General features: G+C 65.9%; 26 protein-coding genes and 1 tRNA gene. 6 read left to right on the top strand and 21 right to left on the bottom strand.

The annotated features are described in order from the left end of the window. Window positions 1-34 precede the first annotated feature (34 nt). The 10 genes from kdpC to ubiE form a co-directional block, all read right to left on the bottom strand. Window positions 35-604: a potassium-transporting ATPase subunit KdpC gene (gene kdpC / locus ASC75_RS23830; protein WP_055981565.1), complete on the bottom strand. Its 570-nt coding sequence runs from the start codon at window positions 602-604 to the stop codon at window positions 35-37. Between the two features lie 11 nt (window positions 605-615). Further along, window positions 616-2,688 carry a potassium-transporting ATPase subunit KdpB gene (gene kdpB, locus ASC75_RS23825; RefSeq protein WP_055981562.1) on the bottom strand — a complete coding sequence of 691 codons (2,073 nt, stop codon included), beginning with the start codon at window positions 2,686-2,688 and terminating at the stop codon, window positions 616-618. 31 nt (window positions 2,689-2,719) lie between these two features. Then, window positions 2,720-4,423: a potassium-transporting ATPase subunit KdpA gene (kdpA, locus tag ASC75_RS23820; RefSeq protein ID WP_055981559.1), complete on the bottom strand. Its 1,704-nt coding sequence runs from the start codon at window positions 4,421-4,423 to the stop codon at window positions 2,720-2,722. Between the two features lie 34 nt (window positions 4,424-4,457). Then, window positions 4,458-4,547 carry a K(+)-transporting ATPase subunit F gene (kdpF, locus tag ASC75_RS23815; RefSeq protein ID WP_055981556.1) on the bottom strand — a complete coding sequence of 30 codons (90 nt, stop codon included), beginning with the start codon at window positions 4,545-4,547 and terminating at the stop codon, window positions 4,458-4,460. A 412-nt stretch (window positions 4,548-4,959) separates the two neighbouring features. After that, window positions 4,960-5,565, bottom strand: a complete 606-nt coding sequence (gene gstA / locus ASC75_RS23810) for a glutathione transferase GstA (protein ID WP_055981553.1) — start codon at window positions 5,563-5,565, stop codon at window positions 4,960-4,962. A gap of 111 nt (window positions 5,566-5,676) precedes the next feature. Then, window positions 5,677-6,894 (bottom strand): bifunctional phosphopantothenoylcysteine decarboxylase/phosphopantothenate--cysteine ligase CoaBC, encoded by a 1,218-nt coding sequence (coaBC, locus tag ASC75_RS23805; protein WP_055981550.1) that lies wholly within the window; start codon window positions 6,892-6,894, stop codon window positions 5,677-5,679. 9 nt (window positions 6,895-6,903) lie between these two features. Further along, the gene (locus ASC75_RS23800) at window positions 6,904-7,305 is read right to left on the bottom strand and encodes a type II toxin-antitoxin system VapC family toxin (protein WP_055981547.1); all 402 of its coding nucleotides are present in this window, start codon (window positions 7,303-7,305) and stop codon (window positions 6,904-6,906) included. Next, on the bottom strand, window positions 7,305-7,580 hold the full coding sequence (locus ASC75_RS23795) for a hypothetical protein (RefSeq protein ID WP_156381377.1): 276 nt from the start codon (window positions 7,578-7,580) through the stop codon (window positions 7,305-7,307). The genes ASC75_RS23800 and ASC75_RS23795 overlap by 1 nt, the downstream gene beginning before the upstream one ends. A 69-nt stretch (window positions 7,581-7,649) precedes the next feature. Further along, entirely contained in the window at window positions 7,650-9,224 is a 1,575-nt protein-coding gene (gene ubiB / locus ASC75_RS23790; protein WP_055981541.1) for a 2-polyprenylphenol 6-hydroxylase, read from the bottom strand. A gap of 13 nt (window positions 9,225-9,237) precedes the next feature. Beyond that, window positions 9,238-10,014: a bifunctional demethylmenaquinone methyltransferase/2-methoxy-6-polyprenyl-1,4-benzoquinol methylase UbiE gene (gene ubiE / locus ASC75_RS23785; RefSeq protein ID WP_055981730.1), complete on the bottom strand. Its 777-nt coding sequence runs from the start codon at window positions 10,012-10,014 to the stop codon at window positions 9,238-9,240. Between the two features lie 110 nt (window positions 10,015-10,124). On the opposite strand from ubiE, the gene ASC75_RS23780 reads away from it, so the two are divergent. The 3 genes from ASC75_RS23780 to ASC75_RS23770 all read left to right on the top strand — a co-directional run bounded on the left by ASC75_RS23780 (window position 10,125) and on the right by ASC75_RS23770 (window position 12,466). Beyond that, complete coding sequence (locus ASC75_RS23780) at window positions 10,125-11,099, top strand: adenosine deaminase (RefSeq protein ID WP_055981539.1); 975 nt, start codon at window positions 10,125-10,127, stop codon at window positions 11,097-11,099. 104 nt (window positions 11,100-11,203) lie between these two features. Beyond that, a complete protein-coding gene (gene upp, locus ASC75_RS23775; RefSeq protein ID WP_055981536.1) occupies window positions 11,204-11,830 on the top strand; it encodes a uracil phosphoribosyltransferase in 627 nt (208 codons plus the stop codon). Window positions 11,831-11,932: 102 nt separating this feature from the next. Continuing rightward, a complete protein-coding gene (locus ASC75_RS23770) occupies window positions 11,933-12,466 on the top strand; it encodes a TIGR02281 family clan AA aspartic protease (RefSeq protein ID WP_055981533.1) in 534 nt (177 codons plus the stop codon). A gap of 51 nt (window positions 12,467-12,517) precedes the next feature. On the opposite strand, the gene deoA is transcribed toward ASC75_RS23770, so the two are convergent. The 6 genes from deoA to ASC75_RS23740 form a co-directional block, all read right to left on the bottom strand. After that, the gene (gene deoA, locus ASC75_RS23765) at window positions 12,518-13,885 is read right to left on the bottom strand and encodes a thymidine phosphorylase (protein ID WP_055981530.1); all 1,368 of its coding nucleotides are present in this window, start codon (window positions 13,883-13,885) and stop codon (window positions 12,518-12,520) included. 103 nt (window positions 13,886-13,988) lie between these two features. Continuing rightward, window positions 13,989-14,795 (bottom strand): purine-nucleoside phosphorylase, encoded by an 807-nt coding sequence (locus ASC75_RS23760; protein WP_055981527.1) that lies wholly within the window; start codon window positions 14,793-14,795, stop codon window positions 13,989-13,991. Continuing rightward, the gene (cdd, locus tag ASC75_RS23755) at window positions 14,792-15,184 is read right to left on the bottom strand and encodes a cytidine deaminase (protein ID WP_055981524.1); all 393 of its coding nucleotides are present in this window, start codon (window positions 15,182-15,184) and stop codon (window positions 14,792-14,794) included. The genes ASC75_RS23760 and cdd overlap by 4 nt, the downstream gene beginning before the upstream one ends. A gap of 158 nt (window positions 15,185-15,342) precedes the next feature. Beyond that, entirely contained in the window at window positions 15,343-16,314 is a 972-nt protein-coding gene (locus ASC75_RS23750; RefSeq protein WP_055981521.1) for an ABC transporter permease, read from the bottom strand. 1 nt (window position 16,315) lies between these two features. Continuing rightward, the gene (locus ASC75_RS23745) at window positions 16,316-17,458 is read right to left on the bottom strand and encodes an ABC transporter permease (protein ID WP_055981517.1); all 1,143 of its coding nucleotides are present in this window, start codon (window positions 17,456-17,458) and stop codon (window positions 16,316-16,318) included. Beyond that, a complete protein-coding gene (locus ASC75_RS23740; RefSeq protein ID WP_055981514.1) occupies window positions 17,455-18,987 on the bottom strand; it encodes an ABC transporter ATP-binding protein in 1,533 nt (510 codons plus the stop codon). Before ASC75_RS23740 ends, ASC75_RS23745 begins: the two co-directional genes overlap by 4 nt. A 163-nt stretch (window positions 18,988-19,150) precedes the next feature. Here ASC75_RS23740 and ASC75_RS23735 point away from each other — a divergent pair, with 163 nt between their 5' ends. Further along, window positions 19,151-19,360 carry a SlyX family protein gene (locus ASC75_RS23735; RefSeq protein ID WP_055981511.1) on the top strand — a complete coding sequence of 70 codons (210 nt, stop codon included), beginning with the start codon at window positions 19,151-19,153 and terminating at the stop codon, window positions 19,358-19,360. Window positions 19,361-19,378: 18 nt separating this feature from the next. Here the strand turns inward: ASC75_RS23735 and ASC75_RS23730 are convergent, their stop codons facing one another. The 5 genes from ASC75_RS23730 to ASC75_RS23710 all read right to left on the bottom strand — a co-directional run bounded on the left by ASC75_RS23730 (window position 19,379) and on the right by ASC75_RS23710 (window position 22,878). After that, window positions 19,379-19,750, bottom strand: coding sequence for a VOC family protein (locus ASC75_RS23730; RefSeq protein WP_055981507.1), 372 nt, complete (start codon window positions 19,748-19,750; stop codon window positions 19,379-19,381). A 102-nt stretch (window positions 19,751-19,852) separates the two neighbouring features. Beyond that, on the bottom strand, window positions 19,853-20,842 hold the full coding sequence (locus tag ASC75_RS23725) for a BMP family ABC transporter substrate-binding protein (RefSeq protein ID WP_055981504.1): 990 nt from the start codon (window positions 20,840-20,842) through the stop codon (window positions 19,853-19,855). A gap of 194 nt (window positions 20,843-21,036) precedes the next feature. Next, window positions 21,037-21,702 carry a peptide-methionine (S)-S-oxide reductase MsrA gene (gene msrA / locus ASC75_RS23720; RefSeq protein ID WP_055981501.1) on the bottom strand — a complete coding sequence of 222 codons (666 nt, stop codon included), beginning with the start codon at window positions 21,700-21,702 and terminating at the stop codon, window positions 21,037-21,039. Window positions 21,703-21,761: 59 nt separating this feature from the next. After that, a complete protein-coding gene (locus ASC75_RS23715) occupies window positions 21,762-22,082 on the bottom strand; it encodes a hypothetical protein (RefSeq protein WP_055981498.1) in 321 nt (106 codons plus the stop codon). Between the two features lie 91 nt (window positions 22,083-22,173). After that, the gene (locus ASC75_RS23710; protein WP_055981495.1) at window positions 22,174-22,878 is read right to left on the bottom strand and encodes a hypothetical protein; all 705 of its coding nucleotides are present in this window, start codon (window positions 22,876-22,878) and stop codon (window positions 22,174-22,176) included. A gap of 438 nt (window positions 22,879-23,316) precedes the next feature. On the opposite strand from ASC75_RS23710, the gene ASC75_RS23705 reads away from it, so the two are divergent. Together ASC75_RS23705 and ASC75_RS23700 are read left to right on the top strand one after the other, a co-directional pair. Continuing rightward, window positions 23,317-23,406, top strand: a tRNA-Ser gene (locus ASC75_RS23705). A 257-nt stretch (window positions 23,407-23,663) separates the two neighbouring features. Beyond that, window positions 23,664-25,322: an FMN-binding glutamate synthase family protein gene (locus tag ASC75_RS23700; RefSeq protein ID WP_055981492.1), complete on the top strand. Its 1,659-nt coding sequence runs from the start codon at window positions 23,664-23,666 to the stop codon at window positions 25,320-25,322. Window position 25,323: the final 1 nt, after the last annotated feature.

The following is a 25,323-nucleotide window of genomic DNA, read 5'->3' as shown; positions in this document are numbered from 1 at the left end:
TTCTGACAGGTGTTAGAACTCCGGCGCGACCTTGTCAGGGTGCAATCGCAGCGTCGAGTGCCAAATTCAACTTGAGCACATTGACCACCGGCTCGCCCATGAAGCCGAGCTCGCGCGCCTCGACGTGGCTGTCGACGAGCTTGCGGACAAAGGCCTCGTCGGCGGCACGCGCCTTGGCCACGCGGGCGACCTGGAAGTAGGCGGCCTCGGGCGACAGATGCGGGTCGAGGCCGCTGCCAGAGGCGGTGACCAGTTCCATCGGCACCGGTGCACCGGGATCGGTCTGCTTCAGGGATTCTGCCTCGGACTTGATGCGGTCGATCAGCTTGGCGCTGGTCGGACCGAGGTTGGAGCCGGAGGAGGCTGCAGCGTTGTAGCCGTCGCCGGCGGCCGAGGGGCGGCCGTGGAAATAGCGGTCGCCGGTGAAGGCCTGGCCGATCAGCTCAGAGCCGATGACCTTGCCGTCCTTCTCGACCAGGCTGCCATTGGCCTGCCTGGGGAACAGCACCTGGGTGATGCCGGTCATGCCAAGCGGATAGGCAAGGCCGGTGATGACGGTGAGCGCTGCGATCATGACGAGTGCGGGTCGTAATTGCTTCAACATGGAAGTCGTCCTTATGCGAGGCCGATGGCGGTGATCGCCATGTCGATGGCCTTGATGCCGATGAAGGGCACGACGATGCCGCCGAGGCCGTAGACCAGCATGTTGCGGCGGAGCAGCGAGGCAGCACCGACAGCGCGATACTTCACGCCGCGCAGCGACAGCGGGATGAGGGCCACGATGATCAGCGCGTTGAAGATGATGGCCGACAGGATGGCGCTTTGCGGGGTGGCAAGGCCCATGATGTTGAGGGCGCCGAGCTGCGGGTAGAAGGCGAGGAACATCGCCGGGATGATGGCGAAATACTTGGCGATGTCGTTGGCGATGGAGAAGGTGGTGAGCGCGCCGCGGGTCATCAGCAATTGCTTGCCGATCTCGACGATCTCGATGAGCTTGGTGGGATCCGAGTCGAGGTCGACCATGTTGCCGGCCTCGCGGGCGGCGACGGTGCCGGTGTTCATGGCGACGCCGACATCGGCCTGGGCGAGTGCGGGGGCGTCGTTGGTGCCGTCGCCGCACATCGCCACCAGCTTGCCCTTGGCCTGCTCCTCGCGGATCAGCGCCAGCTTGTTCTCCGGCGTCGCCTGGGCGAGGAAGTCGTCGACGCCGGCTTCGGCCGCGATGGCGGCTGCCGTCATCGGGTTGTCGCCGGTGATCATGACGGTGCGGATGCCCATGCGGCGCAGCTCGGTGAAGCGCTCCTTGATGCCGCCCTTAACGATGTCCTTGAGGTAGACGACGCCGAGCAGGCGGGCGTCGCGGACAACCGCCAGCGGGGTGCCGCCGAGCTTGGCGATCTCGTCGGAGATCTGCTGGATGCTGCGCACGGCCTCGCTGTCGGCTGGGGTGCCCGAGGCGGAGGCGGCGATCGACCGGACATGGGCAAGCACCGAATCGACCGCGCCCTTGCGGATGGAGGAGCCGTCGAAATCGACGCCGCTCATCCGGCTCTGGGCGGTGAAGGGCACGAAGTGGGCATGCAGCGAGCCCATGTCGCGGGCGCGGATGCCGTAGCGCTCCTTGGCAAGCACGACGATCGAGCGGCCTTCCGGCGTCTCGTCGGCGAGAGAAGCGAGCTGGGCAGCGTCGGCCAGTTCCTGCTCGGACACGCCCTTGACCGGGCGGAACTCGGTCGCCTGGCGGTTGCCGAGCGTGATCGTGCCGGTCTTGTCGAGCAGCAGAGTGTCGACGTCGCCGGCGGCTTCCACGGCGCGGCCGGACATGGCGAGCACGTTGAAGCGGACGAGACGGTCCATGCCGGCTATGCCGATGGCCGAGAGCAGCGCGCCGATGGTGGTGGGGATCAGCGTCACGAACAGCGCGACCAGCACGATGACCGGGATGTAGCCGCCTGCATAGGTGGCGAAGCTCGGGATGGTGGCGACGGCAAGGACGAAGATCAGCGTCATGCCGGCGAGCAGGATGTTGAGCGCGATCTCGTTGGGCGTCTTCTGGCGCTCGGCGCCCTCGACCAGCGAGATCATGCGGTCGAGGAAGGTCGAGCCGGCAGCGGCGGTGATGCGCACGCGGATCCAGTCGGACAGCACCTGGGTGCCGCCGGTGACGGCCGAACGGTCGCCGCCGGACTCGCGGATGACGGGCGCTGATTCGCCGGTGATGGCCGCCTCGTTGACCGAGGCGACGCCCTCGATGACCTCGCCATCGGAGGGGATGATGTCGCCGGCCTCGACGAGGACGACCTGGCCGACCTTGAGGCTGGTGCCGGGCACCAGCTTCCAGGCGGTGCGTCCATCGCCGTCGAGCAGCTTGGCCTGGGTTTCGGTGCGCGCCTTGCGCAGCGAGTCGGCCTGGGCCTTGCCGCGACCTTCGGCGACGGCTTCGGCGAAGTTGGCGAACAGTACTGTGAACCAGAGCCACAGGATGATCTGGAACGAGAAGCCGAGGCCGTCCGCCCCCGATATCAGGTCCTTGACGAACAGCACTGATGTCAGCGCCGTGACGACGGCGACGACGAACATGACGGGGTTCCGGGCCAAGCTGCGCGGGTCGAGCTTCCTGAAGGCATCGCCGATCGCCGGGAGAAGGATGCGAGCGTCGAGCAGGCTCGCGGATTTGTGGGTACTCATGCGAGAGACTCCGGTTCTTTCGGTTTGCGCATCAGAAGGTCTGGCCGACGATCATGGCGAGGTGCTCGACGATCGGGCCGACGGCGAGCGCCGGGAAGAAGGTCAGGCCGCCGACGATCAGGATGACGCCGGCAAGCAGGCCGACGAACAGCGCACTGTCGGTCGGGAAGGTGCCGGCCGAGGCGGGGACGGTCTTCTTGGTGACCAGCGAGCCGGCGATGGCAAGCGCCGGGATGATGACCAGGAAGCGGCCCATCAGCATGGCGAGGCCGATGGTGATGTTGTACCAGGGCGTGTTGCCGGTGAGGCCGCCGAAGGCCGAGCCGTTGTTGGCGGCACCCGAGGTGTAGGCATAGAGGATCTCCGAAAAGCCGTGCGGGCCGGGCGTGCCGACGGATGCCACCGCACTCGGGATCAGCACAGCGATGGCGGTGAAGCCGAGCATGGCGAGCGGCAGGCACAGGATGGCGAGCACGGCCATCTTGACCTCCTTGGCCTCGATCTTCTTGCCGAGATATTCGGGCGTGCGGCCGACCATCAGGCCGGCGACGAAGATGGCGATGACGACGAACATCAGGATGCCGTAGAAGCCGGCGCCGACGCCGCCGACGATGACTTCGCCGAGCTCCATGTTGATGAGCGGGATCATGCCGCCAAGTGCGGTGAACGAGCCGTGCATGGCGTTGACGGCGCCACAGGAGGCAGCGGTGGTGACGACGGCGAAGAGCGACGACAAGACGATGCCGAAGCGGACTTCCTTGCCTTCCATGTTGCCGCCGTCGATGCCGAGCGCATGAACCAGCGGGTTGCCGGCAGCCTCGGCCCAGTAGGTGACGGCAACGCCGGCGACGAACAGGATGCCCATGGTGGCGAAGATCGCCCAGCCCTGACGCTGGTTGCCGACCATGCGGCCGAAGACGTTGGTGAAGGCAGCGCCCAGCGCGAAGATCGAGACCATCTGGAGGAAGTTGGAGATGGCGTCGGGGTTTTCGAACGGATGCGCCGAGTTGGCGTTGAAGAAGCCGCCGCCATTGGTGCCGAGCATCTTGATGGCGAGCTGCGAGGCGACCGGCCCGAGCGCGATGGTCTGCTCGGCACCCTCGACCGTGGTGGCGGTGACATAGGCGCCGATGGTCTGCGGCACGCCGAGCCAGACATAAGCGAGCGTGAGTGCGACGCAGAGCGGCAAGAGCACGTAGAGCGTGGCCCTGACGAGATCGACCCAGAAATTGCCGATCGACTTGCCCGAGGCGCGGGCGAAGCCGCGGATCAGCGCCATGCCGATGGCGATGCCAGTGGCGGCGGAGACGAAGTTCTGCACCGTCAGGCCGGCCATCTGCACCAGGTAGGACATGGTGCTTTCGCCGCCATAATTCTGCCAGTTGGTGTTGGCGACGAAGCTGACGGCGGTGTTGAAGGACAGCTCGGCGGGCACGGCGGACATGCCGGCAGGGTTGAACGGCAGCGAGCCCTGGAAACGCTGCAGCGCATAAAGCAGCAGGAAGCCGGCGATGTTGAAGGCCAGCATGGCCGCGGCATAGGCGGTCCAGTGCTGGTCCTCGCGCTCGCTGGTGCCGGCGAGGCCGTAGAGCAGGCGCTCGACCGGGCCGAGGACGGGGGTGAGGAAGGTGCGCTCGCCGCTGAATACGCGGTACATGTAGCCGCCGAGCGGCTTCACGAGCAGAACGATGACCCCGCAAAAGACGAGGATCTGTAGCCAGCCATTGATGGTCATGAGAATAGCTTTCCGAACATGCGCGGGACGGTCTTCAGAACCGTTCGGGGCGGATGAGCGCGTAGGTCAGGTAGGCGAGCAGGAACACGGTAACCCCGCCGGCGAGAATGTAGTCGAACAACATCGGACGCTCTCATTTGTTGAATTTGCGCATCGTGCTTCCTGAAAATCGTTTGCGATTTTCGGGCCGGTGCTCAGAGGATGTCGCAGGCTTTGACGTAGGCGAAGCACATGGCGAAGAAGACGGCGCCGATGGCGAGTACGAAGATGTCCATCTCCGTGGTCCTTTCCTGAAATCGTCCCGGGGGGCGGGCGTTGGATCGATGCACGACACGACGACGCCAGCGGTGCGGGCGTCGTCGGCAGAACTGTCGATGTCAGGGAGGAATCTGGGGCAGAACCGCATTAAGGTTCGAGAGAGCGGCCCGGGCAAAGAAATAGGAATTGCATAAAGAAAACGGCCCTCGGGCGGGTGCCGAAGGGCCGTCTTGTCGTCAGATATAAGGCTGCCGAGGCAGCGGTAAGTTAGCCGGCGATCAGGCCAGGCCTTCGGCGCGCAGGGCCTTCTGCACTGCCGGGCGGGCCGCCACGGTGCCGAGATAGCGCTGGATGTTGGCGAAGGAGGACAGGTCGATGCCGACATGTTTTGCCCAGCCGAGGATGGTCCAGAGATAGGCGTCGGCGGCGGTGAAGACATCGCCCATCAGGTAGGAGCGGCCTTCGAGCTTGCTGTCGACATAAGCGAGGCGCTTTGCGAGCAGGTCGCGGTTGATCTCCTTGGTGGCCTCGGGCGTGTTGGGCTTGAAGAAGGCGCCGAAGACCTTGTGCAGTTCGGTGGCGACGAAGGCCAGCCACTGCTGGACGCGGTAACGCGCCATGTCGCCAGCCTTGGGCATCAGGCCGCTCTCGGGCTTCTGGTCGGCGAGGTACTGCACCAGGACGGAGGATTCGGTCATCAGCTCGCCGTCGCCGAGGACCAGCGCCGGCACGTAGCCGTTGGGGTTGGTGGCGAGGAAGTCCTGCTGGGCCTCGGTGGTCTTGGTCTTGCCGTCGACCTTGACGAGCTCGAGGTCGATGCCGACTTCGCTGGCGACGATGTGCGGGGCCAGCGAGCAGGCGCCGGGCATGTAGAAAAGCTTCATGTCGAAGGGAACTCCAATGTGGGTGGCCCTCCCCTCGCACGCGCGGGCGAGGCGGCCTAGTCCCTGCGGAGTGAACACTATGTTCGCATCGGCGAGACGGCGAATGTGGGATCAGGCTGTGACCGTCCGGAGCTTCTCGGCGATCAGCTGGGCAAGCCGCTCTGCGACCTCTTCCTTGGGCAGGTCAGGCCATTCCTCGACGCCTGATTTGCTCACGATCTTCACGCGGTTGCGGTCGCCGCCCATGACGCCGCCCTCGTGGCTGACATCGTTGGCGACGATGAAGTCGGCGCCCTTCCTGGCGAGCTTGGCCTGGGCGTTCTTGAGCACGTCCTGTGTTTCGGCAGCAAAACCGACGACCAGAAAGGGGCGCCTGGCGTGATGGCCGACGCCGGCGAGGATGTCGGGGTTCTCGATCATCTGCAGAGCCGGCGGCCCCTCGCCCGCCACCTTCTTGATTTTCTCGCCGGCGGAAGCGGCCGTGCGCCAGTCGGCGACGGCGGCGACGAAGACGGCGGCATCGGCGGGAAGCAGCTGTTCTACCGCGTCGCGCATCTCGCGTGCGCTCTCGACATGGACGGTCTTCACCCCGGCGGGATCGGCAATCGTGACCGGGCCGGAGACGAGGCGGACGTCGGCGCCGAGCCTTGCCAGTGCCGCCGCAAGCGAATGGCCCTGCTTGCCCGACGAGCGGTTGGCGATGTAGCGCACCGGGTCGATGGGCTCGTGCGTCGGGCCCGAGGTGACGATGATCTTGCGGCCCGACAGCGGCTTCGGCCGGGCGTCGAGCAATTCCTCGATCGCACCGACGATCTGCAGCGGCTCAGCCATGCGGCCTTCGCCGGCCTCGTTGCTCTCTGCCATCTCGCCCTTCATCGGGCCGATGAAGTGGATGCCGTCCTTTTCCAGGGTGGCGCGGTTGCGGCGCGTCGCCGGGTTGGCCCACATGCGCGGGTTCATGGCCGGCGCCATGAGCACCTTCTTGTCGGTGGCAAGCAGCACGGCGGAGGCGAGGTCGTTGGCATGGCCGTTGGCAAGCTTGGCCATGAGGTCGGCGGTGGCGGGAGCGACGACGATCAGGTCGGCCTCGCGCGACAGCCTGATGTGACCGACATCCTGCTCGTCCTGGCGGTCGAAGAGGTCGGTGAAGACATGATCTGCGGTGAGCGCGCCGACCGACAGCGGGGTTACGAATTCCTGGGCGGCCGAGGTCATGACAGCCCGCACCGTGGCACCACGCTCGCGCAGGCGGCGGATCAGGTCGAGCGACTTGTAGGCCGCGATGCCGCCGCCGATGATGAGCAGGATGCGCTTGCCGGAAAGGAACATGCTTGGCCCTCAGGCCGGCTTCAGCGCCGGCTCGATGTCGGTATGGATGAAATCGTCGCCCTTGAACAGCAGCGGGACGTTTCGGGTTTTTGCCAGCGCGTAGGCGAAGCAGTCGCCGAAATTGAGCTTCGCGGCGTGCCCGGAACCCCGGCTGAACTTCACCCGCGCCGCAATGGCAGCTTCCAGTTCCTGCTCGCCGAATGGGACCAGCGTGATCAGCGTGTCGGACACCAGCCCTTGCAGAAAAGACAGCCCTTTTGTTGGCGCGACGCCCGCAAGGACGAAGACGCATTCCAGATAAGTGGGCACTGCCATCAACTTGCCCGGCGTCTGCGCCAACATGCTGGCGAATGCCAAAGCTTCGGGCTCGCGGCGAGCGATGGCCACGACAGCTGACGTGTCAATGACCATTACAAGCCCTCATACTCGCCACTGATCGCATCGCTCAGTTCCTTCTGCGAGTAGTACTTGTAACGGCTGTCGGTCGGCTCGTCGGACTCTAGCTCTGCGGCGCGACGCATGATCTCTTCGGCGTTGATACGGGATGCGGCCGCATGTGGCGCTGCCACCTCATCCGCCAGGATCTGGCGAAGCGCCTCCTCAAGCGAGTTGCCGCTCTGCGCCGCCTTCACGCGCAGGGCCTGCTTCACATCTTCGGGCACGTTCCTGATGGTGAGGGTAGCCATGTACGCCTCCATGCTGTCATTGACAGCAATGTAGTCATTGACAGCATTTGCGTCAAACCACCGGTCCGCTCAGAGCAATTCCCAGGCGATGTAGACCAGCGTCAGCGCAATGACCCAGAGCGCGATGCGGCCGGAGCGGGTGTGCCGCGCCTCGGCCTTGCCGATGGCGCGCGCGGTCGCCTCGTCGAAGCGCAGGCCGTTTTCGGCCATGGCATCGATCTGGCGCGACAGGCGTTCGGTGCGGGCGGCGAGATCGGGCGCCTGACGGACCAGCGACATCAGCGCGCCGAGGCCGTCGCGGGCGTCGATCAGCAGCCCCTGCGGACCGAGATTTCCGGCGATCCAGTGACCGACGACCGGCTCGGCGGTCTTCCACATGTTGAAGGCCGGATCGAGCGTGCGGGCGACGCCCTCGACCACGACCATAGTCTTCTGCAGCAGCACCAGCTCGGGCCGCGTCTCCATGTCGAACAGTTCGGTGACCTCGAACAGCAGCGTCAGAAGCTTGGCCATCGAGATCGTTTCGGCCGGCTGGCCATGGATCGGCTCGCCGATGGCGCGGATCGCCTGGGCGAAGGCCGCGACATTGTGATGGCGCGGCACGTAACCGGCCTCGAAATGCACCTCGGCGACACGCATGTAGTTGCGGGTGATGAAGCCGTAGAGAATCTCGGCGAGGAAGCGCTGTTCCTTCTTGCCGAGCCGGCCCGAAATGCCGAGATCGACGGCAACGATGTCGCCCTTGGCGTCGACGAACATGTTGCCGGGGTGCATGTCGGCATGGAAGAAGCCGTCGCGCAAAGTGTGGCGCAGGAACGACTGGACGAGCGTCGCGGCAATCGCCTTGAGGTCGTAGCCGGCGGCGCGAAGCCCTTCGATGTCGTTGAGCTTGACGCCGTCGATCCACTCCATGGTGAGCACGTCGCGGCCGGTGCGCTCCCAGTCGACCGCTGGCACGCGGAAGCCGGGATCGTTGCGGGTGTTCTCGCCAAGCTCGGAATAGGCGGCGGCCTCGAGGCGGAAATCCATCTCGATCTTGGTGGTCTGGGCCATCGTCTCGGTGATCTCGACCGGGCGCAGACGACGGCTCGAGGGGACGTAGCGCTCCTGCAGCCGGGCGGCGAGGAAGTAGCTCTCGAGGTCCTGGAAGAAGCGCTTGCGCACGCCGGGGCGGATGACCTTGACCGCGACCTTGCGCGGGCCGTCGGGCGTCGCGACCTCGGCCGGGTGGACCTGGGCGATGGAAGCCGCGGCGACCGGCGCGTCGATGCTGACATAGAGGTCGGAGACCTTGCGGCCGAGCGAGTCCTCGATCGCGGCGACGGCTTCCGACATCGGGAAGGTGGCCATGCTGTCCTGAAGCAAAGCGAGGTCGAGCGCGATGTCGTCGCCGACGACGTCGGGGCGGGTCGCCAGGAACTGGCCGAGCTTGACGTAGGATGGTCCAAGCCGGGCAACGGCATTGGCGAGGCGATCGCTGCGCACCCGCTTGAGCGCGCGCCGGCGGGTCAGCAGCCTGGCGACGCGCCAGCCGAATTTCGGCAGGCCGGTCAGCTGGTCGCCCGGCAAGGCCGCGACCACGCCTTCGCGCACCAGAACCCAGCCCGCGCGCGCGAGCCGGAAAGACGCCCCGATACTGCTCATCGCGCGGCGTCCGTCAAAGCTTCCAGCCCGAGTGAAGCGCTGCGATGCCGCCGGTGTAATTGCGGAAGGTGACGCGATCGAAGCCGGCGCGGGTGATCATCGCGGCAAAATTCTGCTGGTTGGGAAACTTGCGAATCGACTCGACGAGATAGGCGTAGGGCTCGCCGTCGCCGGTGACGGCCTGGCCGATGCGCGGAATGGCGTTGAACGACCAGGCTTCATAGACCTTGTCGAGCAGCGGCATGTCGACTTCGGAGAATTCGAGGACCAGCAGGCGGCCGCCCGGCTTCAGCACGCGCCAGGCTTCCGTCAGCGCGACATCGATGCGCGGCACGTTGCGGATGCCGAAGGCGATCGTGTAGGCGTCGAAGGTCTCGTCGGCGAAGGGCAGCTCTTCGGCGTTGGCCTCGACGAAATCGGTCTTGCCGGCGAGGCCGCGCTTTTCGGCGCGCTCGCGGCCGACGGCGAGCATCGAGCCATTGATGTCGAGCACGGTGGCATGCGCATTGCCATGCGAGGCATCGATGATGCGGAAGGCAACGTCGCCGGTGCCGCCGGCCACGTCGAGCACCTTCCAGCCCGGGCGCTTCGGCGGATTGAGCCAGGCAACCATGGCATCCTTCCACACCCGGTGCAGCCCGCCCGACATCAGGTCGTTCATCACGTCATAGCGGTTGGCGACCTTGTGGAAGACCTCGTTGACGAGGCCCTGCTTGTCGCCCGCGCCGACATTGCGGAAACCGTATGAAGTTTCCATGCCGCCGACGGCTGTCGTCCGTTGTTCTGACATTTTGTTGTCCAATCAAATCCGGCGGGACCATAGCCGATCACACCAGCCGGCGCTATTGTTTGAGGCGCGGTTTTAGGCCGCGCCCGCGCCGACAAGACAAGGAACAACGAATGCCTTTGAAAGCCGAGCTGCACTGCCACATAGAAGGTGCGGCCGCACCCGAACTCGTCATCCGCCAGGCGCAGAAATACGGCAAGGACGTCTCACCTTTCATCCAGAACGGCGCCTTCGTCTGGAACGACTTCACCTCGTTCCTTGCGGCCTACGACTTCGCCGCCGACCTTTTCCGCACCGAAGAGGACTATGCCAGGCTGTCGGAACACTATCTGACGAGCCTCGCCCGCGACGGCGCGATCTATTCGGAAGTGTTCACCTCTCCCGACCACGCCACCAAGGCCGGGCTGTCGCCGAAGGCCTATACCGATGCGCTCGGCGAAGGCATGGAACGGGCAAAAGCCAAGACCGGCATCGAAGGCCGCATGATCGTCACCGGCGTGCGCCATGTCGGCGTCGAATCAATCGAGGCGGCGGCGCGCTTCGCGGCCAAGTGCAACCATCCGCTGGTCACCGGCTTCGGTGTGGCCGGCGACGAGCGCATGGGCGACTTCGAGGACTATGTGCGGGCCTTCGAGATCGCCCGCGAGGCAGGGCTGGGCATCACCATCCACGCCGGTGAGCTGCTGGGCTGGGAAAGCGTGGCGGCCGCGCTCGACCACATCCGCCCGTCGCGCATCGGCCATGGCGTGCGCGCCATCGAGAACCCGGACCTGGTCAAGCGCATCGCCGACGAGGGCGTGGTGCTCGAAATCTGCCCGGGCTCGAACATCGCGCTGAAGGTCTTCGACAGTTTTGGCGAGCACCCGTTCCGCAAGCTGCGCGACGCCGGCTGCAAGGTGACGCTGAACTCCGACGATCCGCCCTATTTCTGGACCAACCTGAAGCGCGAATACGACCTCGCCGCCGAGCATTTCGGCATGGACGAGAAGGCGCTGATGGCGACGACGCGCACGGCGATCGAGGCGGCGTTCGTCGACCGCAAGACAAAATCGGCGCTGATGGCCCGGCTGGACGGCCATAAACGCTGAATTTCGACCGACAAAACTGTGGTTCAAGGCTGGCGCGACATTGGTCGACAGCGCGCCAGCCGATAGAATGGCGTCAATTTCCCGAGTTCCAGGAGCGTACACCCATGACCGTTACCGTCGTCGACCATCCGCTTGTCCAGCACAAGCTGACCATCATGCGCGACAAGGAAACCTCGACCGCCGGCTTTCGCCGCCTGCTGCGCGAGATTTCGCTGCTGCTCGGCTATGAGGTGACGCGCGACCTCGAACTGACCACCAAGATGATCGAAACGCCGATCGAGACGATGGAAGCGCCGACGCTGGAAGGCAAGAAGCTGGTGTTCGCCTCGGTGCTGCGCGCCGGCAACGGCCTGCTCGAAGGCCTGCTCGACCTGGTGCCGGCGGCGCGCGTCGCCCATGTCGGGCTCTACCGCGACCACGAGACGTTGGAGGCGGTGGAGTATTTCTTCAAGGCGCCGAGCGATCTCGGCGATCGCCTGGTGATCGTCGTCGACCCGATGCTGGCGACGGCCAATTCGGCGATTGCCGCCATCGACAAGCTCAAGGGTCGCGGCGCCACCAATCTGCGCTTCCTGTGCCTGCTGGCCTCGCCCGAGGGCATCGAGCGCTTTACCAAGGCGCATCCCGACGTGCCCGTCTTCACCGCCTCGATCGACCGCGAGCTCAACGACAAGGGCTACATCATCCCCGGCCTGGGCGACGCGGGCGACCGCATGTACGGCACGAAATAGGCGCTTAACCGGCAGTTTACCGCCTTTGGCATTGGGCCGAGGCCGTTAAAGCCGCGATCACCATCCGCCGCCTAACGTGACGCCCGGAACAAAGGGCGTCACATGCTGCGCAAGATCATCATTTTCGGCGTATTCGCCGCGGCATCGGCGTCGCTGCCGTCGCTTTACGAGAAGCACGGCCAATCGTTGCTTTCGACCGCTGTCGAAAACAGCGCGGATGCGCCACGGCCGGTCGAGGTCAGTGCCGCCACCGCTTCGGCCGCCGGACGCCGGGTGGTGATCGACCAGGACATGCGCGGCCATTTCACCGCAACCTTCAAGCTGAACGGCAAGCAGGTGGACGCGATGGTCGATACCGGCGCGACGCTGGTTGCCATCAACCTGTCGACGGCGCGCCGCGCCGGCGTCAAGGTCGCGGCCGGCGACTTCACCCGCGAGGTCAACACCGCCAACGGCATCGCCAAGGCCGCCATTGCGCGCATCGACCGGCTGCAGATCGGGCGGATCAGCGTCGACGACGTGCCGGTGGTAGTCCTCGAGGACAAGGCGCTGGAAGGCACGCTGATCGGCATGAGCTTCCTGTCCCGGCTGAAGAAGTACCAGGTCGAGGACGGGTCGCTGCTTCTGGTGCAGTAGCGCATCCTTCAAGGCTCGCCTTCCCGCTGACGTGCAGACACGGCAAGCCGCTCAATCCTGCGGCGCGATTTTCCGAACCACGACCTTCGCACGGGCAGGCTTCGCCTCGCCGATGGCGTAGGCGGCAAGCACCGAAGCTGCGGCTGCGTCGGCATCGGCGGCGTTGCGGGCGTGGACCAGCGCCAGCGGCTCCCCCTTGCCGACCTCGGCGCCCACCGGCAGCAGGGCGGTGATGCCGACCGCGTGGTCGACCTTGTCCTCGGGCCGGGTGCGGCCGCCGCCGAGGGCGACGACGGCAAGGCCGATGTCGCGGGTGGCGATGGCTGATACGAAGCCGCCGTGCGGGGCCTTCACCACGAGTTCCACCTCTGCCTTTGGCAAATACTTGACCGGGTTCGACACGAAGTCGGACGGTCCGCCGAGGATCGAGACCATGCGGCCGAAGATGTCGGCGGCGGTGCCGTCGTCGAGCGCGGTGCGCGCCCGCGCGAGGCCGTCGCGTTGCGAGCCGGCACGGCCGGCGGAGACCAGCATCTCGGCGGCAAGCGCCAGCGTGACCTCTTCGAGACGCGGGTCGCGGAAGCGGCCGGTGAGGAAATCGACCGCGTTGAGAACCTCGACGGCATTGCCGGCAGCGGAGGCCAGCGGCTCGTTCATGCCGGTGATGAGCGCCGTGGTCCTGAGGCCGGCGCCATTGGCGACCTCGACCAGGCTGGTGGCCAGCGCAGACGCGTCACGCGCGCTTTCCATGAAGGCGCCGTTGCCGATCTTGACGTCGAGCACCAGCGAGCCGAGGCCTGCGGCGAGTTTCTTGGACAGGATCGAGGCGGTGATCAGCGGCACCGATTCGACCGTCGCCGTGACGTCGCGGACACCGTAGAAACGCTTGTCGGCGGGGGCAAGATCAGAAGTCTGGCCGATGATGGCGCAGCCGGCTTCGCGCACCGTGCGCCGGAACAGCGCAAGGTCGGGCTGGCTGACATAACCCGGGATCGAATCCATCTTGTCGAGCGTGCCGCCGGTGTGGCCGAGGCCACGGCCGGAGATCATCGGCACATAGGCGCCGCAGGCAGCGACGATGGGGGCGAGCATCAAGGAGACATTGTCGCCGACGCCGCCGGTGGAATGCTTGTCGGTGACGGGGCCGGGCAGGTCGGACCAGTCGAGCACGTCACCGGAATCGCGCATCGCCGTGGTCAGCGCCACGGCCTCGTCGCGGCTCATGCCGTTGAAGAAGACCGCCATGCCGAAGGCAGCGATCTGGCCTTCGGAGACTGTCCCCGAAGCGATGCCGGCGACGAAGGCGGCGATCTCGGCAGGTGCGAGCGCCTTGCCGTCGCGCTTGCGGCGGCCTCCCCCTTGTGGGGAGGGTCGATCCGCGCAGCGGAGCGGGGTGGGGGCCGAGAGGCAGGCTTTCACAGCAACGAGGCTGCGGCGGCCATACCCCCACCCCGTCTCGCTCGCTTTGCCTTGCAAAGCGCGCTCGGCGACCCTCCCCACAAGGGGGAGGGTAAGAGCGCCCTCACTCATCGAACGAGCCCTTCTCGAAGGCCTTGCGCAGCACCGAGGCGAGACGGGCGCCGCCGATGGGGGCCATGTCCTTGGTCTCGCGGTGCGACAGCTCGGCACCGGTCATGCCGGCGGCGAGGTTGGTGATGACGGAGCAGGCCAGCACCCTGAGGCCGAGGAAGCGGGCGATGATCGCCTCGGGCACGGTCGACATGCCGACCGCATGGGCGCCGAACATGCGGGCCATGCGGATTTCGGCCGGGGTCTCGAAGGACGGGCCGGAGAACCACATGTAGACGCCCTTGTGCAGCTCAATGGCGGCGGCATCGGCGGCGGATTCGAAGGCCTTGCGCAAGCGGCCGTCATAGGCCTCGGTCAGGCCGACGAAGCGGCGGTCGGTGGGCTCTCCGAACAGCGGATTGGCGCCGGCGAAATTGATGTGGTCCTCGATCAGCATGATCGAGCCGGGCAGCATTTCAGGATCGACGGAGCCGGCGGCGTTGGTGAGCACCAGCTTGGTGACGCCGATGCCGGCCAGCGTCTCGAGCGCCGGGCGCATGACCGAGGCGTCGCCATGCTCATAGTAGTGCGCACGGCCAGCCATCATGATGACAGGCCGGCCACCGAACAGCCCGGCAACCAGCTCGCCGGCATGGCCGGTGACGCCGCTCCTGGGAAAACCGGGCAAGGCGGCATAAGGGATGCGGACGGCGTTTTCGACCTCGTCGACGAGGCCGCCAAGGCCGGAACCCAGCACCATTGCCGTTGCCGGCGCGAGACCGTCGAGCTGCTCGACGAGGCGATCGACGGCTTCCTTCATTTCAGGATTTCCCCCTGGAACCCGTAGGGCAACATCTGGCCTATGGTGACCGTTTCGACGATGCCGGCATCGTCGCAAAGATACAATTTGGTATCTGGGCTGGTGAATTCGGCGAGGCGCTGGCGGCAGCCGCCGCAGGGCGTGATGCGGGCCATGCGCTCGGCGACAACTGCGATCTCGGTGATCTTGCCGCCGCCGGCCATGATGTAGTGGCCAAGTGCCGTGGTCTCGGCGCACCAGCCCTCGGGATAGGACGCGACCTCGATGTTGGCGCCGGCAAAGACGCGGCCGTCCTCGGTGCGCAGGGCCGCGCCGACGGGGAATTTTGAATAAGGCGCGTAGGCCTTGGCCATGGCGGTGCGGGCCGCCTGGAAGAGATCATGAGACATGGCGGTATCCTGAAATCTGCCCCTCACCCTTACCCTCTCCCCGTGAATGACGGGGAGAGGGGGGCGTCAACGTCGCAGCGTCCTTCTCCCCGTTCTTCACGGGGAGAAGGTGCCGGCAGGCGGATGAGGGGCGGCTTGGAGTTTCGATCATTCGGCCTTCACCGCTCCTTCACATAGGGCACGCCGCCGGCACGCGGCGGGATGGCCTTGCCGATGAAGCCGGCGAGCAGGATGACAGTGAGGATGTAGGGCAGCGCCTGCATCAGTTGCACCGGCACCTTGCCGATGATGGGCAACGGCGTGCCCTGGAGGCGGATCGACAGCGCATCGAGGAAGCCGAACAGCAGGCAGGCGAACATCGCCGGCACCGGCTTCCACTTGGCGAAGATCAGGGCTGCGAGCGCGATGTAGCCGCGGCCGGCGGTCATGTCCTTGACGAAGCCGGCGTTCTGGGCGAGCGCCATGTAGGAGCCGGCGAGGCCGGTGAGGATGCCGGTGCAGATGACCGCGCGATAGCGCAGCCAGGTCACCGAGATGCCGGCGGTGTCGACCGCCGCCGGATTTTCGCCGACGGCACGCAGGCGCAGGCCGAAGCGAGTGCGGAACAGCACCCACCAGGTGAACGGCACGGCCAGGAAAGCGACGTAGGTCAGCAGCGAGTGGCCCGACAGCAGGCCGGAATAGAGCTGGCCGATGACAGGCACGTCGCGCAGCGCGTCGGCGCCGGGCAGCGTGATGGCGCCGAAGCGACCTTCCGGCGGCAGCGACGGCGTGCGGCCGCCCTGCTGGAACCAGGCCTGGCCGAGGATGATGGTCGAGCCGGCGGCGATGAAATTGATCGCCACGCCCGACACGATCTGGTTGCCGCGGTGGGTGATCGAGGCAAAGCCGTGGATCAGCGCCATGCCGACGGAGACCAGCATGGCGACGAGCAGGCCGATCCATGCCGAGGCAAAGACGGCGGCAGCTGCTGCACCGGCGAAGGCGCCGGCCAGCATCTTGCCCTCGAGGCCGATGTCGAAGACGCCGGCGCGTTCGGAATAGAGGCCGGCCAGGCAGGCGAGCAGCAGCGGCACCGAGACCCGGATCGTCGAGTTCAGGATGTTGATGAGCGTGTCGATGAATTCCATCTCAGGCACGCTCCCCTTTGGTCGCCGATATGCCGACGGATCGCGGGCTGAAGCTCGCGAAGATGCCCTGGATCGTCGGGCGGAACATGTTTTCCAGCGCACCGGCAAACAGGATGACCAGGCCCTGGATGATGACGATCATGTCGCGGGAAATGTTGGGCATCTCGAAGGCGAGTTCGGCGCCGCCCTGGTAGAGCATGCCGAACAGGATCGCCGCCGGCACGATGCCCGCGGGGTGCGAGCGGCCCATCAGTGCCACCGCGATGCCGACGAAGCCGGCGCCGCTGACGAAGTCGAGCGGCACGTTGTGCTGGTCGCCCATGATCGGGTTGAGCGCCATCATGCCGGCCAGCGCGCCGGAGATGAGCATGGTGACGATGATGATGCGCACTTCCGAGATGCCGGCATAGCGCGCGGCCTTGGGGCTGAAGCCCATGGTGCGGATCTCGTAGCCGAGCTTGGTGCGCCAGATCAGCACCCAGACCAGGAAGGCCATGACCAGCGCCAGCAGGAAGGAGATGTTGAGCGGTGCCGACGGCCGGACCTTGAGGCCGAACTCGGCCAGCAGCCAGCCGAGCTTGGGCAGTTGCCCGCCTTCGAGGAACTGGCGGGTCTGCGGCGCCATCGAGCCGACCGGCTTCAACACGTTGACCAGCATGTAGACCATGACGCTGGCGGCGATGAAGTTGAACATGATGGTGGTGATGACGATGTGCGAGCCGCGCTTGGCCTGGAGATAAGCCGGGATCAGCGCCCACAGCGCCCCGACGAGGGCGGCGGCGAGGATCGCCAGCGGGAAGGTCAGCCACCACGGCAGGACGCTGTCGAAGGCAAGCGCCACAAGGCCGACGCCGAGACCGGCGATGTAGGCCTGGCCTTCGCCGCCGATGTTGAACAGGCCGCAGTGGAAGGCGACCGCGACCGCAAGACCGGTAAAGATGAAGTTGGTGGCGTAAAACAGCGTGTAGGCGATGCCCTGGCCGCTGCCGAAGGCGCCCTCGACCAGGATGACGGCGGCACGCAGCGGGTTTTCGCCGACGAGCAGCACGACGAGGCCGGCGACGGCAAAGGCGACGAGCAGGTTGATCAGGGGAATGAGGCCGTAGTCGGCCCAGGCCGGGAGTTTTGCGTAAGGCGTGCTCATTCGGCGGCCTCCTTGTGTTCGACGCCTGCCATGAGCAGTCCGAGTTCGCCTTCGGTCGCCTCGGGGCCGCGCTCGCCGACGACGCGGCCGGCGAACATCACCAGGATGCGATCGGAGAGCGAGCGGATCTCGTCGAGCTCGACCGAGATCAGCAGCACCGCCTTGCCCTGGTCGCGCATGGCGATCAGCCGCTTGTGGATGAACTCGATGGCGCCGACATCGACGCCACGCGTCGGCTGGCCGACGATCAGCACGCCGGGATCCTGCTCGATCTCGCGGGCGAGCACGATCTTCTGCTGGTTGCCGCCGGAGAAATTGGCGGTCTTGAGCCGTGGGTTGGCCGGGCGGATGTCGTATTTCTCGATCTTCTCCTGGGCGTCCTTCTGGATCGCCTCGAGATTGAGGAACGGGCCCTTCAGATATTGCTGCTTGTCGTGGTAGCCGAGAATCGAGTTCTCGCTTTCGTCGAAGGCGAGAACCAGACCGACATGGTGCCGGTCTTCCGGCACATGGGCGAGGCCACGGTCGCGCAGTTCGCCCGGGTCGGCCTGCCCGGTCAGGTCGATCGGCTTGCCGTCGAGCATGACGGTGCCGGAGACCGCCTTGCGGATGCCGGAGACGGCCTCCATCAGTTCCGACTGGCCGTTGCCGGCGACGCCGGCGATGCCGACGATCTCGCCGGCGCGGATGTCGAAGGACACGTCGTCGACCATGGTAACGCCGCGCGAATCCCTGACCGTCAGGTTCTTGACCGCAAGCTTGACCGCGCCGGGCTGCGCCTCGCCCTTTTCGACGCGCAAAAGCACGCGGCGGCCGACCATCAGTTCGGCCAGTTCCTCGACCGTCGTTTCGCTGGTCTTGCGGGTGGCCACCATGGTGCCCTGGCGCATGACCGAAACGTTGTCGGTGATGGCCATGATCTCGCGCAGCTTGTGGGTGATCAGCACCACCGTCTTGCCCTGCTCCTTGAGCTGCTCGAGGATGCGGAACAAATGGTCGGCCTCGGCCGGGGTGAGCACGCCGGTGGGCTCGTCGAGAATCAGGATCTCGGCGCCGCGATAGAGCGCCTTGAGGATTTCGACACGCTGCTGGAGCCCGACGGGCAGCTCCTCGATGAGCGCGTCGGGATCGACCTCGAGGCCGTATTCCTTCTCCAGCCGGCGCAGCTCCGAACGCGCCTTGGCGATCGACTTCGTCAGCAGGGCCTCGCCCTCGGCGCCGAGGATGACGTTTTCCAGCACCGAGAAATTCTCGACCAGCATGAAGTGCTGGTGGACCATGCCGATGCCGGCGGCGATGGCGTCGTTGGGCGTCTTGATCGCGGCCGTCTTGCCGTTGACGCGAATCTCGCCGCTGTCGGCCTGGTAGAAGCCGTAGAGGATCGACATCAGCGTCGACTTGCCGGCGCCGTTCTCGCCGATGATGCCATGGATGGTGCCGCGCGGAATTTCGAGCGCGATGTCGCGGTTGGCGCGCACGGCGCCGAAACTCTTGTTGATGCCGATCAGCTCGATCGCATTTTCAGCCATTCGACCGTCCCACCTCAGGTTCTTATGTTCTTGTTATGGCTTGTCCGAAGAGCTAGCACGGTCGCCCTGCCCTGCCAATCGGCTCGGCTGCCGTACTCGACAAACCGGGCGCGGACGCCCACTTTCAACTGGTCCGGACCGTTGCGGACCGAGGAGAACGACCATGACCACGTCCGACGACCGGCTGACGACGCTCGAAATCCGCTTCGCCGAACAGGAGCAGGTGATCGAGGAGCTTTCGGGCCAGCTTGCCGAGCAGTGGAAGGTGATCGAACGGCTGCAGAAGAAGCTCGACGCGCTGACCGACCGTTTCCTCGTCCTCGAAGAACAGACCCTGCCCGACACGCCGGTGACGAAACCTCCGCACTGGTAGAAGCGCGGGCCGCCAAGCTCAGGTCAGTCCGGCCGCATCGGAAGGTTGCCAAAGCTCGATCGGATTGCCCTCGGGATCGTGGATGCGGCAGAACCGCCCGACCTCGGAATCCCATTCGGCCCGTGTCTCGACCGCTATTCCCGCCGCCGAAAGTTCTGCCATCATGCCATCGAGATCGTCGACGCGCAGGTTGATCAGCCATTGCTGCTCGGCGCGGCCGAAATAGTCGGTGTCGTGGCTGAAGGGCGCCAGGATGGTCGGACCGGCCTGCTGCTTCCAGACTTCCCTGGCGATGTCGACGATGCCGAGATGCGTTTCGTACCAGGCGGCAAGCGCCTTCGGATCCCTGGCCCGAAAGAAGAAACCGCCTATGCCGGTGACCTTAGCCATCGCATCCTCCCGCCGACGGGCGAGCTCCGTGACATTCTCCTGCCTCAACGAAACGAACCACCAGGCAGCCGCCCGGTGGTTCGCAGTCCGGTGTTCAGCCGATCAATAGGGGCACTTGTCGTCCGAGGTGTAGTCGTGGACCTGGACGGTGCCGGCGATGATGTCGGCCTTGGCCTTTTCGACCGCAGCCTTCATCTCGTCGGTGACGAGCGCCTTGTTGTTGTCGTCCATGGCGTAGTCGACGCCGCCTTCCTTGAGGCCGAGATTGTTGATGCCGCCTTCGAACTTGTCGTTCTTGGCATCCATGAAGGCGTTGTAGACGGCAACGTCGACGCGCTTGAGCATCGAGGTCAGCACCTTGCCCGGCTGCAGGCCGTTCTGGTTGGAATCGACGCCGATGCCGAGCTTGCCGGCGTCCGCCGCAGCCTGGAGCACGCCGACGCCGGTGCCGCCGGCCGCGGCGTAGACAACGTCGGCGCCCTGCGAGATCTGGGTCTTGGTGATTTCACCGCCCTTGGTCGGGTCGTTCCAGGCGGCCGGCGTGTCGCCGGTCATGTTCTGGATGACTTCGGTCGCACCCGCGGCCTTGGCGCCGCCGACATAACCGCAGCCGAACTTGCGGATCAACGGAACGTCCATGCCGCCGACGAAGCCGACCTTCTTGGAGGTCGAGGCGAGTGCCGCCATGACGCCGACGAGGTAGGAGCCTTCATGCTCCTTGAAGACGATCGACTTCACGTTGGGCTTCTCGACGACCATGTCGATGATGGCGAACTTCAGGTCGGGATAGTCGGTGGCCACCTTGTCGAGCGCCTCGGACCAGGCAAAGCCGGCCATGACGATCGGGTTGCGGCCATCCTCGGCGAAGCGGCGCAGCGCCTGCTCGCGCTGCGAGGCGTTGGAAACCTCGAACTCGACATAGGCAATGCCGGTCTCGGTCTTGAACTTTTCGGCGCCGTTGAAGGACGCCTCGTTGAACGACTTGTCGAACTTGCCGCCGAGATCGTAGAGCAGCGCCGGCTGGACATCAGCGGCAAACGCCGGAAGACACATGGCGGTGGCCGCCAGAAGGCCGAGAACGATACGTTTCATGTGATCCACACCCTGTCGGTTGTCTTTTTGCGATCGCCGCGCGCCCCGTTCCTCCGGTTGCCGCACAGCGCATGGCGAGGGCCCTATCCCCCCACGCATAGCCATTTCTTGCACGGGCCAAGACAAAATTCACGCGGAATCTTGACCTTTTGGAAAAATGCACAGGCGTTGCAAATGGTGTGTGAAACGAATGCCTAAATGGCGGCCTTCTGCGGGATCGCGCAAGCAACGCCGGTGCCCTTGAGGCCGCAATAGCCACCGGGATTCTTGGCGAGATATTGCTGGTGATCCTCTTCGGCGAAATAGAACTCCGGCGCGGCCGCGATCTCGGTGGTGATCTTGTCGCGCCCGGCCCCCTTCAGTGCCGCCTGGTAGGCATCGCGCGAGGCGATCGCCTCGGCCTGCTGGGCGTCGGAGAAAGTGTAGATCGCCGAGCGGTAGGTGGTGCCGACATCGTTGCCTTGGCGCATGCCTTGCGTCGGGTCGTGGCTCTCCCAGAAAATCTTGAGCAGGTCGGCATAGGCGACCTGCGTGGGATCGAAAACGACGAGCACGACCTCGGCATGGCCGGTGAGGCCGGTGCAGGTCTCCTGGTAGGTCGGGTTGGGGGTGAGTCCGCCGGCATAGCCGACGGCGGTGACCCAGACGCCGGGCGTCTGCCAGAACAGCCGCTCGGCACCCCAGAAGCAGCCGAGACCGAACAGCGCCTGCTCGAGACCTTCGGGGTATGGCCCCTTGAGCGGGCGCCTGGAGACGAAGTGCTTCGATGCCGTCGGGATCGCCCGCTCGCGGCCGGGCAGCGCCTCGCCGGGCACCGGCAGCTTGAGCTTCTTGTTCAGCATGTCGCTCAGGAAAAACATCGGGAGTCTGCCTTTCTCGGTGAGCCGAAACCCTGTCGCGCCGCGGCAGCGGCCGGCGGTCAGACCTCGGCAGTGAAGCGGCCCGGGCGCCGCCTGTGGCCTATTGCGTAGAGCAGGAAGGCCAGGACGGCGAAGACCGCGAAGCCAGGAAGATTGAGCACGGGCACGATGGCGGCATCCCACAGGACGGGGCCCGTCTTGTCGCGGACGAAAGTCTCGGTCGCCGCCAGCGTGCTCGGCGAGGCCGTCTGCCAGCTGGTGTCGAGCGGGGTCATCACGAGCCGCGAGACGGCGACCGTGCGGGTGGCGTCGAGCACTGCCATGATGACGGCCACCGAAAGCGCGATCGCTGCGGCAAGTCGGAACACGAAGCGGATCATGCGAGGCCCTGGGATACCGGTTTCGACAGCAGAAATAGGGCGTGCGACGCCGCGGCGCAATCACGGACACGCCGAATTGACAGGCAAATGCCTAGACCGGCCGGCTGGCGCGGCGGCTCAGCACACGCCAGAGCGCGAAGACGCCGCCCGATATGGCGCCGGCCACGGTCCCGCCCAGACCCATGAAAATGACGAAGTAACCGCAGCCGCCCTCGAAGCAGCTCATGTCGGTCGCCTCGGCATAGAGCTGGCCGCCGCCGAGGCCGAGCGCCAGACCCAGCGCGCCGCCCAGGACGATGCCGAGCAGGGTGAGCGCGATCGCTGCGGGGACCGACACGGGCGCTCGCGGCGCCCCGGCCGCTGCGACAACAACCGGCCCGGCCTGGCGCTCGCGCCTGACCAGGGCGATCATCGCCGCGCCGACGACGACCTCGCCGGCGGTCCAGGCAAACGAGGCCAGAGAGAAGGCGAAGTCGGGCGCGGCGAGCACGTAAAGCTCGCGGGCGACGAGGACCAGGATGATGACGCTCTGCCAGCGAATGAACTGGACGGCGAAGCGCTGCGACCGGTCGTAGGCCAAGAACAGAAGGTAGAGGCCCCACAGGATGGTGACCGCGCCGAACAGCATGGTGAACCAGATGAAATAGAGCACCGGGCCGGGGAAGTCATAGCTCAGGACGACGGCCAGGCTGCCGTCAATGCCGCGGGCGGAAAGGGCCATGACCAGGCAGAGCCATGCGACCGGCAGCCAGCCAAGCATGCTCCTGTTGCCTGTCGTGCCGCCTTCGGTGGTCATCGTTCCGCCCCGCCCATTGTTCGTCCCGCGACCAGTCTGCTCGGGCCGGCCGGCGCTGGCAAGGTGCCGGCGCCGCAGCTCCACAGGCGCCCGCCCGCGGAAAATCCCCCCTCAGACCACAGAAGGGTCGTCGACTGAGCTTTGTGGCATGGCGCGCCGGCAGGGGGCAGGCCGGCCGCACGGGGCGCATCACGTCCTATTTTGCCGGCAAGGCCAATTCGCCGGCAAGATTTGCACGCGACCGCTTGGCAAGCGTCGCGGGATCGACTAGATGAGCCCGGCGGTGGAATGCAAGCGATTGTGTTCGGCCGCAGGCGGAAGGCGCAGGCAGGTTGACTGCGCCCCGATTGCCGGCCCCAGCGGCCGCAGCCACGCCCCAGGAGATGCACGCACTCCCAACCTGCCCGGCGAAACCGGCCGGCGCAAAGCGCGCGATGCGGAGAGGTGGCCGAGTGGTTGAAGGCGCACGCCTGGAAAGTGTGTATACGGGGAACCGTATCGCGGGTTCGAATCCCGCTCTCTCCGCCAGCTAACCACCAGTGCCCCCCAACTCCTAAATTCCTACGACACCGCCGTATCCTGGCGGACTTCTTGGCGCGTCCTGATGTTCCCCACATTGCTGTCGCACGCGCCGCAACGCCGCCGACATTCGCTGCAATGTCATGAATTCGATGCTATAGGCGCGTCGCCGGAGTGATTTGCCGTTCGCGGCATTCCGTTCCGGACCACCCTCGCTACGCAATGCCACAACCGCCTCTCGCGGACTTTCCGGACAAAATCCCAAAATGGTGAGCATCATCCTCTCGCACCAGCGCTATACGATATTCGTGAGCGTCGGGCTCATTGCGCTCGCGTCCCTTGCGGGGGCGGCGCTGTACAGCACGTGGCTGCTGGTCGTCGCCACGCTCTGCGGCGGGCTCTTCCTGCTCGGCGTGCATGACCTGTTGCAACGCCGGCACTCCATCCTGCGCAACTATCCGGTGGTGGGGCACCTGCGCTTCCTGCTCGAGGGCTTCCGGCCGGAAATCAGGCAATATCTGATCGAGGCCGACCACGAGGAGGTGCCGTTCAGCCGGCAGGCGCGCGGCCTCGTCTACCAGCGCGCCAAGGGCGCCGAGGACAAACGGCCCTTCGGCACGATCGAGAACGTCTACGGCTCCGGCTATGCCTGGCTGACCCATTCGGCCTCGCCCGTTACCATCAGCGACACCAACTTCCGGGTGCGCATCGGCGGCTCCGCCTGCAGGCAGCCCTATGATGCCAGCCTCTACAACATCTCGGCGATGAGCTTCGGCTCGCTGTCTGCCAACGCCATTCTTTCCCTGAACACCGGGGCGAAGCAGGGCGGCTTCGCGCATGACACCGGCGAAGGCGGCATCAGCCGTCATCACCGCCAGGGCGGCGGCGACCTGATCTACCAGGTGGCGTCGGGCTATTTCGGCTGCCGCAACGACGACGGCAGCTTCTCGCCCGCGAAATTCGCCGAGCTCGCCGCCGATCCGCAGATCAGGATGATCGAGATCAAACTGAGCCAGGGCGCCAAACCGGGCCACGGCGGCATGCTGCCGGCCTCGAAGATCTCGCCGGAGATCGCCGAGGCGCGCGGCATCCCGATGGGCGTCGACTGCGTTTCGCCGGCCGCCCACAGCACGTTCTCGACGCCGGTCGGCCTGATGCGGTTCGTCGGCCAGTTGCGCATCCTGTCGGGCGGCAAGCCGGTCGGGATCAAGCTGTGCATCGGCCATCGCCGTGAATTCATGAGCATGGTCAAGGCGATGCTGAAGACGGGGATCATCCCCGACTTCATCGTGGTGGACGGCGCGGAAGGCGGAACGGGCGCGGCGCCCGTCGAGTTCGCCAACCGGGTCGGCATGCCGATGCTGGAGGGGCTGACCTTCGTGCACAACACGCTGCGCGGCGCCGGAATCCGCCATGAGGTGAAGATCGGCGCGGCCGGCAAGATCGTTTCCGCCTTCGACATCGCCCGCGTGGTGGCGCTGGGGGCCGACTGGTGCAATGCAGCGCGCGGCTTCATGTTCGCCATCGGCTGCATCCAGGCTCAGGCCTGCCACACCAACAAGTGCCCGGTCGGCATTGCGACGCAGGACCCGGGCCGCCAGCGGGCGCTCGATGTCGGCGACAAGAGCGATCGCGTCGCGCGCTTCCACCGCAACACGATGAAGGCACTTGGCGAAATCGCCGGGTCGGCCGGCCTGAGCGATCCCAGCGACTTCATGCCCTATCACTTCATGTTCCGGCAGAAGGACAACGAGTTCCTCGACGGCAACGAGGCCTATCCGTACCTGCCGGAGGGCTTTCTCGTCGCCGGCGAGGAAATTCCCGAACTGGCCGACTGGTACAGCCGCTGGGACCGCGCCAACGCCGAAAGCTTCGCGCCGCCGGAGATCCCGCACGGACCCTTCCAGCGGCGCAAGGCTGCCTGAC

This window comes from Aminobacter sp. DSM 101952 (assembly GCF_001424795.1).
Taxonomy (GTDB): domain Bacteria; phylum Pseudomonadota; class Alphaproteobacteria; order Rhizobiales; family Rhizobiaceae; genus Aminobacter; species Aminobacter aganoensis.
The sequence above is the reverse complement of the archived record's forward strand: the minus strand, read 5'-3'. Positions and strand labels throughout refer to the sequence as shown.